The organism is Helicobacter pylori (assembly GCF_003637665.1).
Classification (GTDB): Bacteria; Campylobacterota; Campylobacteria; order Campylobacterales; family Helicobacteraceae; genus Helicobacter; species Helicobacter pylori_CK.
This window is the reverse complement of sequence record NZ_MVWR01000006.1, coordinates 61,735-76,573: the sequence shown is the minus strand read 5'-3', so window position 1 is coordinate 76,573 and position 14,839 is coordinate 61,735. Positions and strand designations below refer to the sequence as shown.

Annotated in this window: 11 protein-coding genes and 1 pseudogene; 7 read left to right on the top strand and 5 right to left on the bottom strand. The window is 39.6% G+C overall.

Annotated features, from left to right (window positions below):
• Positions 1 to 4: 4 nt before the first annotated feature.
• The 5 genes and pseudogenes from EAL49_RS05290 to EAL49_RS05270 form a co-directional block, all read right to left on the bottom strand.
• A pseudogene (locus tag EAL49_RS05290) lies at positions 5 to 493 on the bottom strand (hypothetical protein).
• A 164-nt stretch (positions 494 to 657) separates the two neighbouring features.
• Positions 658 to 3,048, bottom strand: coding sequence for a molybdopterin guanine dinucleotide-containing S/N-oxide reductase (locus EAL49_RS05285; protein WP_120829402.1), 2,391 nt, complete (start codon positions 3,046 to 3,048; stop codon positions 658 to 660).
• Positions 3,049 to 3,153: 105 nt separating this feature from the next.
• The gene (locus EAL49_RS05280) at positions 3,154 to 3,744 is read right to left on the bottom strand and encodes a DUF3972 domain-containing protein (protein ID WP_000352046.1); all 591 of its coding nucleotides are present in this window, start codon (positions 3,742 to 3,744) and stop codon (positions 3,154 to 3,156) included.
• Between the two features lie 25 nt (positions 3,745 to 3,769).
• Complete coding sequence (locus tag EAL49_RS05275; protein ID WP_120829401.1) at positions 3,770 to 5,092, bottom strand: aminotransferase class V-fold PLP-dependent enzyme; 1,323 nt, start codon at positions 5,090 to 5,092, stop codon at positions 3,770 to 3,772.
• A gap of 18 nt (positions 5,093 to 5,110) precedes the next feature.
• On the bottom strand, positions 5,111 to 5,425 hold the full coding sequence (locus EAL49_RS05270; RefSeq protein ID WP_001100331.1) for a histidine triad nucleotide-binding protein: 315 nt from the start codon (positions 5,423 to 5,425) through the stop codon (positions 5,111 to 5,113).
• Positions 5,426 to 5,505: 80 nt separating this feature from the next.
• On the opposite strand from EAL49_RS05270, the gene pheS reads away from it, so the two are divergent.
• The 7 genes from pheS to serA all read left to right on the top strand — a co-directional run bounded on the left by pheS (position 5,506) and on the right by serA (position 14,836).
• Positions 5,506 to 6,492 (top strand): phenylalanine--tRNA ligase subunit alpha, encoded by a 987-nt coding sequence (gene pheS, locus EAL49_RS05265; RefSeq protein WP_120829400.1) that lies wholly within the window; start codon positions 5,506 to 5,508, stop codon positions 6,490 to 6,492.
• Complete coding sequence (gene pheT / locus EAL49_RS05260; protein WP_120829399.1) at positions 6,492 to 8,786, top strand: phenylalanine--tRNA ligase subunit beta; 2,295 nt, start codon at positions 6,492 to 6,494, stop codon at positions 8,784 to 8,786. The genes pheS and pheT overlap by 1 nt, the downstream gene beginning before the upstream one ends.
• A gap of 3 nt (positions 8,787 to 8,789) precedes the next feature.
• Positions 8,790 to 10,079 carry a 3-phosphoshikimate 1-carboxyvinyltransferase gene (gene aroA / locus EAL49_RS05255; RefSeq protein WP_120829398.1) on the top strand — a complete coding sequence of 430 codons (1,290 nt, stop codon included), beginning with the start codon at positions 8,790 to 8,792 and terminating at the stop codon, positions 10,077 to 10,079.
• Positions 10,069 to 10,893 carry a 4-hydroxy-3-methylbut-2-enyl diphosphate reductase gene (locus EAL49_RS05250; RefSeq protein WP_000403575.1) on the top strand — a complete coding sequence of 275 codons (825 nt, stop codon included), beginning with the start codon at positions 10,069 to 10,071 and terminating at the stop codon, positions 10,891 to 10,893. The genes aroA and EAL49_RS05250 overlap by 11 nt, the downstream gene beginning before the upstream one ends.
• Before the next feature lie 120 nt (positions 10,894 to 11,013).
• Positions 11,014 to 12,684: a 30S ribosomal protein S1 gene (locus tag EAL49_RS05245; protein ID WP_120829397.1), complete on the top strand. Its 1,671-nt coding sequence runs from the start codon at positions 11,014 to 11,016 to the stop codon at positions 12,682 to 12,684.
• 28 nt (positions 12,685 to 12,712) lie between these two features.
• Positions 12,713 to 13,246 (top strand): hypothetical protein, encoded by a 534-nt coding sequence (locus tag EAL49_RS05240; protein WP_120829396.1) that lies wholly within the window; start codon positions 12,713 to 12,715, stop codon positions 13,244 to 13,246.
• 15 nt (positions 13,247 to 13,261) lie between these two features.
• Positions 13,262 to 14,836, top strand: coding sequence for a phosphoglycerate dehydrogenase (serA, locus tag EAL49_RS05235; protein WP_000285083.1), 1,575 nt, complete (start codon positions 13,262 to 13,264; stop codon positions 14,834 to 14,836).
• The last annotated feature ends 3 nt before the right edge of the window (positions 14,837 to 14,839 follow it).

The following is a 14,839-nucleotide window of genomic DNA, read 5'->3' as shown; positions in this document are numbered from 1 at the left end:
TTCTTTATTTTTGTTTTTTTGTTTGTGTTTTATCATACTGGCTCTTATAATCCACTCTGTGGCTCTCAGCTAACTCAGGAGCTTTTTACACAAACCAGCGTTCTAATTTTTCTAGTTCGTATCTGTAATTTCCACCTTTGGAGCAATATTGAGAATCAATCAGCGAAAACGCATAGAGCGTTTTATTTTCTTTAGACTGGAATAAAAACTCCTTATGGAATAGCGCTTTTTTAGGCATGCCGCTCATTAGGGCCTCAGACAATAAAAAAGCGTCAAAATCGCAAAGGACTTTTTTGCTCAATTTGTTGCTTTTGGTAACCACAAAAATGAGATCTGTTTTCATGTCTTGTTTAAAAGCTAATGAAAGCACATTCAAAAAGGGCGGGGTTAAACCTTTATCCACCCTAACCTTAAGGGCTTTAGAAGAATCCCCCAATAACACCCCTCCAAAAAAAAGTAATCCCACACACAAGCTCGTTTGAAACACACTCATTCATCATCCTTACTCATTATCAATGCATCACTACAGACTGCATGACGCATTAAGAAAGTATTATAATATAAAGATTGAGAATTAGCCCACGCTTCAGTGTAGCGAGTCGTCAAATCTTTCTCAAACAAAAACGCTTTCATAGCGGTATCTGTTTTCATTCCTTTTTAAGCTCCAATGATGCTTGGGGTTGAAATGGAATGATAGGACTTGACTAATTCATACCTTCTAAGTCTTCTAATATTGACTAAAGCGGTATTGACTGAAGTCGCTTGTGTCATGCTGCTAGTAGGACGCGAAGAAGTGAGCACGTTCACATGCCCTGCATTGCACCTTGGGTTTCTAGTATTCACATCTTCTGGATCATACCACGCCCCTTCTTGGATACTCAAAACCCCTTGACGGATATTTTTAGTTACAAACGCCCCTGCTAACAACCTCCCCCTAGCGTTAAACACTTCTACGATTTCACCATGCCTAATGCCTAATTTATTAGCGTCTAGTTCGTTGATCATTACAGGCTCTCTGCCTTGAATTTTATACACATTCCTAACCCAAGTGTTATCAAGCTGTGAATTGACACGATATTTGGGGTGCGGGGAGATTAAATGGAACGGATAAGTCTCAGCCATTTTAGAGCCTAGCCACTCAGCTGGCTCAAACCAAGTGGGATGCCCTTTAAAATCAGCCAGTTTAAAATCCGCACATTTTTGAGAAAAAATTTGAATTTTCCCGCTCTCTGTATCTAACTTATTATTAATAGGGTCTTGCCTGAATTTCGCATGACGCACAAACTTTCTCGCGTTTTCAGGGATTTCAAACTCCACAAAGCCATCCCTCCAAAACTGATCAAACGATTTCAAAGTAGGACCATCGCTTTTTTCATAAAGGCCCTTAATCCATTCCATGTAACTCTTAGATTCAGTGAATCGCTGCTTTGTTTCATTGCCCCCAATGCGCAAAGCAAGCTGTCTGAAAATCTCATAATCGTCTTTAGATTCATAAACAGGCTCTACCACCTTACGCATGGCATAGATTACGTTCTTAGAATAACTCCCCCCAAAAGTAATATCATCTCTTTCCATGGTGCTAGTGGAAGCAAAGACAATATCAGCAAATTTTGCCGTAGGCGTCCACCAAGGCTCATGCACGATCACGCAATCTAAGGTCCTTAAAGCGCGAATCAGCTCGTTTGTATCAGCTTCATGCCCTAATAAATCCGCCCCACAATTATAGATCATTTTGATTTTAGGCAATTTGAGTTTTTTACCCATAAAATCAATTTCTTTATCCGGATTTAAAATCGCTTCAGAAACCCTAGATGCTGGAATAACGCTTTTTACAGAATTATGCCCTTGTGAAATCATAGGAACAATTCTTGCCCCAGAGCTTGCTTGAGCGTTCCCTCCATAATGCATAGAAAAGCCAAAGCCCCCACCCGATAAGCCCACTTGACCAATCATGCTAGCTAAAACAATTAACGCCCAATCCGGTTGCTCGCCATGCTGAGCTCTTTGCATGGCCCAATTGCCCGCTAAAAAAGTGCGCTTAGAGACAAATAAATCCGCTAATTCTTTGATTTTTTCTGCACTCACTCCAGTGATTTGAGACGCCCATTCTAAATTCTTAGGCGCATTATCGCTCTCTCCTAGCAAATAGGGTAAAAATTTATCAAAACCATCAGTGTATTTAACGATAAACGCTTTATCGTATTGATTGCTTGTATAAAGATAATGCATCATGCCTAGCATTAACGCTACATCAGTGTTAGGGCGAATGGGTATCCATTCAGCATTAAAGGCTTGAGCGGTTTCGGTATAAATGGGATCAATACTAATGAATTTAATGCCGGCTCTTTTATACTTGGGGTAGTAGCTGTCATTGACATGGTTTGGCACAAAATAATCAATGCGGTTGCACTTGAGTAAATCCGCCCCCCACATGACATACACCTTACAATTTTTAATCATCTCTTCATGCGTGGTTTGTTGCGAATAAACTTCCATATCCCCTACAATCATAGGGTTTATTCTTGCAGCCGCGCCATTACTATATTCCCCATCAGTGCCAATAGCCCCCCCTAAAGTCGTATTAAAAAAACGCCATGCTAAATGATGGCAACGATGCAAGCTGCCCGCATGCCCCCAACCACCATAACTGGCATTATAGATGTTTTCTTTAGGGATTTCTTTAAGCTTTTTAGCCGCTAAATCCAACGCCACATCCCAACTCACGCGCACAAACTCTTCTCTCCCGCGCAATTCTTTGTGGTTTTTTTTGTTTTCTAAGAAGCTCTTACGCACGCAAGGATACTTCACCCTGCTATCTGAATACACCCTATCAATCATTGCTTTTAACATCATGGTAGGGTTATAATCGCTCTTTTGGGGGACAATATCTCTAATCACTCCATTTTGAACCTTTGCGATAAAGGGACCAAAATGCGTTGCATGCGGAATGGATTCTACTTTTTCAAAAACACCAGTAGCTTTCAAAACATTAGCGCTAGCGAGCGCGATTGGGATTTTTGTTAGGATACTTCTGCGTGAAATGGACATGATTCTCCTTCAAGCTTGTATTCTGTTAAAATACCCCAAATTCTAACATATATCCACATAAAATTACCGCTAATAAGCCCTCAAAGCATGGGTGTTCATTTAAAACTACTTTTTATTCACGCTGCTCATGTCAGCGACTTTCCCCCACATCAAGCGGTATTTCCTCTTCATAAATTCAATTTCTTCTCTCGCTTGATTGAGTTCATCGCGCAAAAGATCAATGGTTTTTTTATCTTCTTCATAGACTTCTTGCATAGAGATTAAAGCGTCTTTTAAAAACATGTTTTCATTTTTAAAGGCTGAAATCGTTTCATCTTTAGCGCCAATGACTTTATCATGCAAGTTTAAAATCGTGTTAATGGTCTTTTCCACGAACACAGGCTCTAAAGAACGCCCGTTCATATCCATAGAAATCAAATTGTTTTCTACCTTTTTGATTAAAGCGTTTGTCCCGCTGCTCGCATCAATCAAAAGCTTGTTGTTGCTTATTTTACTTTTGATTTTACCAAGATTCACTAATTCCAAGATCCTTTCTTTAGGAAGCCCTGAAAGGCGGCTAAACTCTTCTAATTCAAGCCATGCTAAAGCGCTCAAATCTTCTAAAACCGCCGGCTCTTTTAACTCTCGCTCTTTATCCCCTACCTCTTGCTCATTTGGTTGCACCGCCTGCGCTTTGTTCAAATCTAAAATATCCAAATTTTTCCTTAAAAATAGTTTTAGCTTAACGCAATTTTTTAACCGCTTTTTTCAAGCTGTCTAGCAAATAATCAATATCGTTTATGGAATGCGTGAAGTGCAAGCTCACCCTAAGCCATCCGGGTTTAGCGTTAAAATCGCTTGACTTTTGAGCGTTAAGATTCAATAAATCATGCCCATAAGGCCCTGCGCAAGAGCAACCTGCCCGGGTCTCAATAGCGTATTCATAGCTTAAAACCCTCGCTAAATCATAAGGCGAAATCCCCCCAATATTAAAAGCCACTACCCCCACACGACTCGCTGTTAAATTCCCATAAATATTAATAGCGGGCAAGTCTTTTAAGCCATGCATAAGCACCCTTAAAAGGTTGTTTTCTTTCTTATGGATAAAATCCAAACCGCATTCATCTCTCAATTGATACGCTAGAGCGCTCCTGTAAAATTGCAACAATCCTGGCGTGCCAAACTCTTCCCTCAAAGGCAATTCATCAATAAATTCATGCCGTGTGCGATTAGCGTATTTAATCACGCCCCCTGCGCTAAAACTCGGGGCGATCTGCGTGTCAATCAAATCTTTAGAAATGCCTAAAAGACCGCACCCTCCAATGCCCCCTAAAAGCTTATGAGGCGCATAAAAACCGGTTTGGTATTCGCAATCTTTAGGGTTAGCATGCGCGCTAAAATTCGCTAAATCCAAAGCCAAAGCGGTCTTATATTTCTTACACAATGATGAAACTTCTTTTAAGGGCGTAAGCAGTCCGGTTACATTAGAAGCTGCACTTATAGAAACCAAGCTGTTAGGGGATTTTTTTAAAACTTGCTCTAAAATTTCTAAATCCAATAAGCCATGTTCATTTAAAGGGATACGCACCACTTCACACAAGCCTTCACGCCAACTGATTTCATTAGAATGATGCTCATAAGGCCCTACAATCACACGCTTTAAAGCCATCTCTTTCAAATACGGCTCTAAATTTTTCTTCGTTTTTGAAGGGATACACACCCCTAAAATTTCTTGAAATTTCTTAATCGCTGAGCTCGCCCCATACCCCGCGCTCAAGACGCAATAACCATCGCTCAAATTTAAAGAACGCTTTAACTTTTCTTGGCACTCTTTTAAAAGCATGCCCATTAAAATCGCATGTTTAGAAGCGACAGAATGAGCGTTCGCGTAATAAGGCAGTAAAGATTTCACGCGCTTTTCCACTAAAGCGCTCGCCAAACCTGAAGCCCCCCAGTCAAAATAAGACACCCCTTTTTTTAAAATAATACTGGATTTAACCTGCTCTAAAGGGCTCTCATTAGGATTGAGTAAGGGAGCAAAACTCCTATTTAAAAACGCTCGCACAAAATACCACCAACGCTTTTAATGTTTATCCCCGCTCAAAATATGAAAATGCAAATGCATCACCTCTTGCCCGGCGTTTTTACCCACATTGGTTAAAAGCTTGTAACCCTTTTCTTTGATGCCTAATTTTTCCACCACTTCAAAAATAAAACTTGTCATTTGAGCCATAAGCTCTGGGGTGATGCCATTAAAATCCTGAATGCTTTGTTTGGGGATCACTAATGCATGCACTTTAGCTTTAGGGTTAATGTCATAAAAGGATAAAAAACGCTCGTTTTCTAAAATCTTAGAACAAGGGATTTCGCCTTTGATTATTTTTTCAAACACATTCATGCTTTTTTGCTCCCTTTTAAGGTTTTTCTTTTATTAAAGTTGTATTATAGCTTTTTAAAAATAAAATATAAGGATCGTTATTGCACACCTTAATAGAGCGATTAGAAAAGGTTACTAATAGCAAAGAATTAGAAGAAGCGCGTTTGAATGCTTTGGGTAAAAAAGGGGTTTTTGCGGATAAATTCAACCAACTCAAAAACCTAATTGGCGAAGAAAAAAACGCCTTTGCTAAAGAAATCCACCACTATAAACAAGCGTTTGAAAAAGCCTTTGAATGGAAAAAAAAGGCTATTATAGAGCTTGAATTAGAAGAACGCTTGAAAAAAGAAAAAATTGATGTGAGTTTGTTTAACGCTATCAAAACAAGCTCTTCTCACCCTTTGAATTATACTAAAAATAAAATCATTGAATTTTTTACCCCATTAGGATACAAGCTTGAAATCGGCTCTTTAGTGGAAGATGATTTCCATAATTTCAGCGCTTTAAACTTGCCCCCTTACCATCCTGCAAGAGACATGCAAGACACTTTCTATTTTAAAGATCACAAGCTTTTAAGGACCCACACTTCGCCCGTGCAAATCCACACCATGCAAGAACAAACCCCACCCATTAAAATGATTTGTTTAGGCGAAACCTTTAGGCGCGATTATGACTTGACCCACACGCCCATGTTCCATCAAATTGAAGGGCTTGTCGTGGATCAAAAAGGGAATATCCGTTTCACACATTTAAAAGGTGTGATCGAAGACTTTTTGCATTATTTCTTTGGGGGCGTGCAATTAAGGTGGCGCTCTAGCTTTTTCCCTTTCACAGAGCCAAGCGCTGAAGTGGATATTAGTTGCGTGTTTTGCAAGCAAGAAGGCTGTAGGGTTTGCTCGCACACAGGCTGGCTGGAAGTGTTGGGTTGCGGCATGGTCAATAATGCGGTGTTTGAAGCCATAGGGTATGAGAATGTGAGCGGGTTTGCTTTTGGCATGGGGATTGAAAGATTAGCCATGCTGACTTGTCAAATCAATGATTTACGCAGTTTTTTTGAAACTGATTTGAGAGTGTTGGAGAGTTTTTAATGAAACTGAGCGTCAATGATTTGAGCGTTTTCGTCAATACGCCTAAAGATATAGCCAAACTTTGTGAGGATTTGAGCCGCTTAGGTTTAGAAGTGGAAAGCTGTGTTTCTTGTGTTGCCCCTAAAAATGTGGTTGTGGGTAAGGTTTTAGAAAAAGCCCCCCATAAAAACGCTGAAAAACTCAGCGTGTGTCAAGTGGATGTGGGCAAAGAAGTGTTGCAAATCGTGTGTGGGGCTAAAAATGTCGCACCAAACCAATTCGTGCCAGTCGCTCTCAAAGGAGCGATCATAGGCTCAACCACCATCGCTAAAACGGAGCTTAGGGGGGTTGAAAGCTGTGGCATGATTTGTTCTAGCAGCGAATTGGGTTTTCCTAAAATCAATGATGGCATCTTGGAATTAGATGAGAGCGTTGGGGAGTTGGTTTTAGGGAAAGAATTAAATGAATACGCCCCTTTCAACACGCATGTTTTAGAAATTTCATTGACTCCCAATCGTGGGGATTGCTTGAGCGTTTTAGGCGTTGCCAGAGAAATTAGCGCGTTTTATCACACGCCCCTAAAACCTATCAAGGCTTTAAATTTTACGCCCAAAAGCGGTTTGATCACGCTTAGTGCGGGTGAAAATATCGAATCGCATCTAGCTTATTATTTGGTTTGCAATCATTCTTTAAAAACCCCTTTAAATATCAAGCTTTCGCTCGCTCATAATAATGCCTTAAGCGGGAACGATCTAAACAATTTCATAGAATTTAGCGCGCATTTTAGTGGGGTAATAATGAACGCTTATAGCCTGAATAAAACCCCTATGGATTTGAGCGTGAAAAATGATGAAAACAACCTTGAAAGCGTTTATATCAACCATCAAAAACGCTCCACTATCGCTATCAAGCATCAAGATCAAAAAGATTTGAGCGAGTGTTTGCTTTTAGAGGCGAGCTATATTGATCCGATAAGCCTGTCTTTAAAATTGCACGCCCTAAAAGATAAAACGCTTCAAAAAGACAACGCCCTTATTTATAGGAGCGCTAGGGGGAGCAACCCTAATTTATCAGACGGCTTGAATTTTTTAAGCGCTCATTTGAAAGCGACGATTTTAGAAAGCAAACAAACTGAGCATTCTTTAAAAGATCGCGCCCTTAAATTCCAGCTTGAAGACATTACCGAAATTTTAGGGCTTGTTGCAGAAAAAGAAAAAATTCAAAGCATTTTAAAAAATTTAGGCTTTAAAGTCAGCGTAAAAGAGCCAAACTCAAAACCCCAAATTTTAGAGGTTATTGCACCAAATTTCAGGCATGACATTAAAACGATCCAAGATATTGCTGAAGAAATTTTGCGCTTTGTAGGGATTGATAATCTAGTTTCAAAGCCTCTTCATTGTGTCAGTAGCAAAAATTCAAACCCTCATTATGACACGCACCGCTTTTTTGAAAACCTTAAACACAAGGCTCTCGCTTGCGGTTTTAAAGAAGTCATTCATTATGTGTTTTACTCTAAAGAAAAGCAGCAAAAACTAGGCTTTGAAGTTTTAGAAGATCCCCTAGAATTGCAAAACCCTATCACAACGGAGTTAAACACCCTAAGAACGAGCCTTGTTTGTGGGCTTTTAGACGCTAGTTTAAGGAATAAAAATTTAGGGTTTAAAAGCATAGCCCTTTATGAAAAGGGGAGCGTGTATAACTCTAAAAGAGAAGAAATCCAAAAACTAGGCTTTTTAGCGAGCGGCTTACAAAGAAAAGAAAGCTACCCTGATTCTAAGGGCAAGGCTTGGGATTTTTACTCTTTTGCCGAATGCGTTTCAAAAGTGATAGGGGATTTTAGCCTGGAAAAACTAACCATTCAAACCCCCATTAACCACCCCTACCAGAGCGCTAAAATCATTCAAAATCATGAAATCATAGGCGTGATCGCTAAAATCCACCCTAAAGTGATCCAGGAATTAGATTTGTTTGAAAGCTATTACGCTGAGATAGACGCTTCTAAACTCAAACGCCCCGCCATGCTGTTAAAACCCTTTAGCATTTACCCTAGCAGTGTGAGGGATTTGACTCTCATCATTGATGAAAACACCGCTTTTAGCAAGATTAAAAAAGCCCTAAAGGACGCTCAAATCCCTAATTTAAGCGAGATTCTACCCCTTGATATTTTTAAAGAAAGTCATAATTCCATAGCCTTAAGTCTGCGTTGCGTGATCCATTCTTTAGAAAAAACCCTGAATGATGAAGAGGTCAATGCAGCCGTGCAAAAAGCGCTTGAAATTTTAGAAAAAGAATTTAACGCCCGCCTTAAAGGATGATATGTGATAGAGCTTGACATTAACGCTAGCGATAAATCGCTCTCGCACAGAGCCGTTATTTTTAGCCTACTCGCTCAAAAACCTTGTTTTGTGCGGAATTTTTTAATGGGAAAAGATTGTTTAAGCTCTTTAGAAATCGCTCAAAATTTAGGGGCTAAAGTGGAAAATACCGCCAAAAATTCTTTTAAAATCACGCCTCCAACGGCTATAAAAGAGCCCAGTAAGATTTTAAATTGCAACAATTCTGGCACCAGTATGCGTTTATACAGCGGGCTTTTAAGCGCTCAAAAAGGCCTTTTTGTTTTAAGCGGGGACAATTCCTTAAACGCACGCCCCATGAAAAGAATCATTGAGCCTTTAAAAGCTTTTGGGTCTAAAATTTTAGGGAGAGAGGATAACCATTTCGCCCCCTTAGTGATCTTAGGGAATCCTTTAAAAGCTTGTCATTATGAAAGCCCTATCGCTTCAGCTCAAGTCAAAAGCGCTTTTATTTTAAGCGCTTTGCAAGCTCAAGGCGTAAGCGTTTATAAAGAAAGCGAGCTTAGCCGTAACCACACAGAAATCATGCTTAAAAGTTTGGGAGCTAACATTCAAAATCAAGACGGCGTTTTAACAATTTCACCCCTAGAAAAACCCCTAGAAGCTTTTGATTTTACGATAGCCAATGATCCGTCTAGCGCGTTTTTTTTTGCCCTCGCTTGCACGATTACGCCAAAAAGCCGCCTTCTTTTAAAAAATGTCTTGCTCAACCCCACTCGCATAGAAGCTTTTGAAGTATTGAAAAAAATGGGTGCTTCCATAGAGTATGCGATTCAATCCAAAGATTTAGAAATCATTGGCGATATTTATATAGAGCATGCCCCTTTAAAAGCGATCGCTATTAATCAAAATATCGCTAGCCTTATTGATGAAATCCCTGCTTTAAGTATCGCTATGCTTTTTGCAAAAGGCAAAAGCATGGTCAAAAACGCTAAAGATTTACGATCTAAAGAAAGCGATAGGATTAAAGCGGTTGTTTCTAATTTCAAAGCTTTAGGGATTGAGTGCGAAGAGTTTGAAGATGGGTTTTACATAGAGGGATTAGAAGATATAAGCCAATTAAAACAGCACCTTTCTCAAAAAAAACCCCCCCTTATCAAAAGCTTCAATGACCACAGGATTGCGATGAGTTTTGCTGTTTTAACTTTAGCGTTGCCTTTAGAAATTGATAATTTAGAATGCGCAAACATTTCTTTCCCGCAATTCAAACGCTTACTCAATCAATTCAAAAAAGGGAGTTTTAATGGAAATTAAAATGGCTAAAGATTATGGTTTTTGTTTTGGCGTCAAAAGAGCGATACAAATCGCTGAAAAAAATCAAAACAGCTTGATTTTTGGCTCGCTCATTCATAACGCTAAAGAAATCAATCGTTTGGAAAAAAATTTCAATGTGAAAATTGAAGAAGACCCTAAAAAAATCCCTAAAAATAAGAGCGTGATCATAAGAACCCATGGCATTCCTAAACAGGATTTAGAATACTTGAAAAATAAGGGGGTCAAAATCACTGATGCGACTTGCCCGTATGTGATCAAGCCCCAGCAAATCGTGGAATCCATGAGTAAAGAAGGGTATCAAATCGTGCTTTTTGGGGATATTAACCACCCTGAAGTCAAGGGCGTGATTAGCTATGCCACTAACCAGGCTTTAGTCGTCAATTCTTTAGAAGAATTGCAAGAAAAAAAGCTCCAACGAAAAGTGGCTTTAGTCTCTCAAACCACCAAACAAACCCCAAAACTCTTGCAAATCGCTTCTTATTTAGTAGAAAGATGCACTGAAGTGCGTATTTTTAACACGATTTGTAACGCTACTTCCTACAACCAAAAAGCCGCTTTGGATTTGAGTAAGGAAGTGGATATTATGATAGTCGTGGGCGGTAAAACTTCTTCAAACACCAAACAGCTCTTAAGCATCGCCAAACAGCATTGCAAAGACAGCTACTTGGTAGAAGATGAAAACGAATTAGAGTTAGCGTGGTTTAAGGATAAGAAATTGTGCGGGATTACCGCTGGGGCTTCCACGCCGGACTGGATTATAGAAAATGTCAAGCAAAAAATCAGCACGATTTAACACATTTTGAAAATTTTCTTTAAAAAAATAGCTAATTGTTAGTTTTTAAACGATTTTGTAAGCCAAAAAAGGATACAATTCTCTAAAGGATTTTATATTTATTTTATAGTAAGGCAGTCAATGAGCAAGATAGCAGATGATCAGAACTTTAATGACGAGGAGGAAAACTTCGCAAAACTCTTTAAAAAAGAATTAGAAAAAGAAGAAACCCTAGAAAAAGGCACTATTAAAGAAGGGCTAATCGTTTCCATCAATGAGAATGATGGTTATGCCATGGTGAGCGTGGGCGGTAAGACAGAAGGCCGTTTGGCTTTGAATGAGATCACCGATGAAAAGGGGCGGTTGCTGTATCAAAAAAATGACCCCATTATCGTGCATGTGTCCGAAAAGGGTGAACACCCTAGCGTTTCCTACAAAAAGGCCATTTCCCAACAAAAGATTCAGGCTAAAATTGAAGAATTGGGCGAAAACTATGAAAACGCCATTATTGAAGGCAAGATCGTAGGCAAAAATAAAGGGGGCTATATCGTGGAGTCTCAAGGCGTGGAATATTTCCTCTCCCGCTCGCACTCTTCTTTAAAGAATGACGCAAACCATATTGGCAAACGCATTAAAGCGTGCATCATTCGTGTGGATAAGGAAAACCATTCTATCAATATTTCTCGCAAACGATTCTTTGAAGTCAATGACAAACGGCAGCTTGAGATTTCTAAGGAATTGTTAGAAGCTAAAGAGCCGGTGTTAGGGGTCGTGCGCCAGATCACCCCTTTTGGCATTTTTGTAGAAGCTAAGGGGATTGAGGGCTTGGTCCATTATTCTGAAATCAGCCATAAAGGACCAGTCAACCCTGAAAAATACTACAAAGAGGGCGATGAAGTCTATGTCAAAGCCATCGCTTATGATGCAGAAAAAAGACGCCTTTCACTCTCCATAAAAGCGACCATAGAAGACCCATGGGAAGAGATTCAAGACAAGCTAAAACCCGGATACGCCATTAAGGTGGTGGTGAGCAATATTGAACATTATGGGGTGTTTGTGGATATTGGTAACGATATTGAAGGCTTTTTGCATGTTTCTGAAATCTCTTGGGATAAAAATGTCAGCCACCCTAGCAACTACTTGAGCGTGGGGCAAGAGATTGATGTGAAGATCATTGACATTGATCCTAAAAACCGCCGCTTAAGGGTTTCTTTAAAGCAACTCACCAACAAGCCTTTTGATGTTTTTGAATCCAAACACCAAGTGGGGGATGTTTTAGAAGGCAAAGTGGCGACTTTAACGGATTTTGGGGCGTTTTTGAATCTGGGTGGGGTGGATGGTTTGCTCCACAATCACGACGCTTTTTGGGATAAAGATAAAAAGTGCAAAGACCACTATAAAATTGGCGATGTGATCAAAGTGAAAATCCTTAAAATCAACAAAAAAGATAAAAAGATTTCTTTGAGCGCGAAGCACTTGGTTACTTCCCCTACAGAAGAATTCGCTCAAAAGCATAAAACAGACAGCGTGATTCAAGGCAAAGTGGTGAGTATTAAGGATTTTGGCGTTTTCATTAATGCTGATGGCATTGATGTGCTCATCAAAAATGAAGATTTGAACCCCTTGAAAAAAGATGAAATCAAAATAGGGCAAGAAATCACATGTGTGGTGGTTGCGATCGAAAAATCTAACAACAAGGTGCACGCTTCTGTGCATAGGTTAGAGCGCAAAAAAGAAAAAGAAGAATTGCAAGCTTTTAACACGAGCGATGATAAAATGACTTTAGGGGATATTCTTAAAGAAAAACTCTAAAGAGTGATTTTAAAAGCATGAGAATGGCATGAGATTTAAGGGTGTTGTTGCTTTTATTTCCCTAGCTGTCGCTCTTGGCGTTTTAGCCTATTTGTTTTTAAGCGTTAAGAAAGAAATGCCCACTACTTCTCATGCGATCTCTCAAACCAATGAAGGCCTCTCTCAAACAGATGCAAAAAGCCATGAAATCAACCTAGAAGAAAGCCCCAATAATCCTAATACCCCTAACGATGAAAAAACCTCTCATAACGAAGAAAATCGCAATAACGCCCTTTCTCAAAACCTTGATGCGCAAGAATCTATCAATTACCCCGTTATAGAGCATCATTTTGAAATCCCTTTTGAAGAAAAAAAAAGGGAATATTCAAAGCTTATCATTAAGGATTTAAAGGGTTATCAATGGTGGTGTTTAAAAGAAATCCTTAAGAAAGAACAAATTGATTACGCTTACGATAGCACCAAAAACCAACCCAACCTCATCATCTATTTAGATGAAAATAAAAAAGAACGCTTGCTGGCTGATTTAGACTATTATAAAATACGCTATCATGCTGTTTTTTAAATTCAAAGGATAAAAATGTATCAAGTAGCCATTTGCGACCCCATCCATGCTAAAGGCATTCAAATTTTAGAAGCTCAAAAAGACATTGTCTTGCATGATTATTCCAAATGCCCCAAAAAGGAGCTTTTAGAAAAACTCACTCCTATGGATGCGCTCATCACGCGCAGCATGACCCCTATCACAAGCGATTTTTTAAAGCCCTTAACCCACTTAAAATCCATTGTGAGAGCGGGCGTGGGAGTGGATAATATTGATTTAGAAAGCTGCTCTCAAAAAGGCATTGTAGTGATGAATATCCCTACCGCTAACACGATTGCCGCCGTGGAATTGACCATGGCGCATTTGATCAATGCGGTGCGTTCGTTCCCTTGCGCGAACGATCAAATCAAACACCAAAGGTTATGGAAAAGAGAAGATTGGTATGGCACGGAATTGAAAAATAAAAAGCTAGGCATCATTGGTTTTGGGAATATTGGCTCTAGGGTGGGCATTAGGGCTAAAGCTTTTGAAATGGAAGTTTTAGCTTATGATCCTTATATCCCTTCTTCAAAAGCCACTGATTTAGGGGTCATTTACACAAAGAATTTTGAAGACATTTTGCAATGCGATATGATCACTATCCACACCCCTAAAAACAAAGAAACGATTAACATGATAGGCGCTAAAGAGATTGAACGCATGAAAAAAGGGGTTATTTTGATCAATTGCGCTAGAGGGGGGCTTTATAATGAAGACGCTCTTTATGAAGCTTTAGAAACCAAAAAAGTGCGTTGGCTTGGCATTGATGTCTTTTCTAAAGAGCCTGGCATTCATAACAAGCTTTTAGACTTGCCTAATGTGTATGCGACCCCCCATATTGGCGCGAACACTTTAGAGTCCCAAGAAGAAATTTCCAAACAAGCCGCTCAAGGGGTTATGGAATCTTTAAGGGGTTCAAGCCACCCGCATGCTCTAAATCTACCCATGCAAGCTTTTGATGCAAGCGCTAAAGCCTACTTGAATTTAGCGCAAAAATTGGGTTATTTTTCCAGTCAAATCCATAAGGGCGTGTGCCAAAAAATTGAGCTCAGTCTTTGTGGGGAGATCAACCAATTCAAAGACGCCCTTGTCGCTTTTACGCTAGTGGGGGTGTTAAAACCTGTTGTAGGGGATAAAATCAATTACATTAACGCCCCCTTTGTGGCCAAAGAAAGAGGCATTGAGATTAAGGTTAGCCTTAAAGAAAGCGCTTCGCCTTATAAAAACATGCTCTCTTTAACTTTAAATGCGGCTAATGGTGCGATCAGCGTGAGCGGCACGGTGTTTGAAGAAGATATTTTAAAACTCACTGAGATCGATGGGTTTCATATTGATATAGAGCCAAAGGGCAAAATGCTTTTATTCAGGAATACGGATATTCCAGGCGTTATTGGGAGCGTGGGGAATGCGTTCGCTAGGCATGGCATTAATATCGCTGATTTTCGTTTGGGGCGCAACACGCAAAAAGAAGCCCTAGCGCTCATCATTGTAGATGAAGAAGTTTCTTTGGAAGTTTTAGAAGAGCTTAAAAACATTCCTGCATGCTTAAGCGTTCATTATGTGGTTATTTAGGGT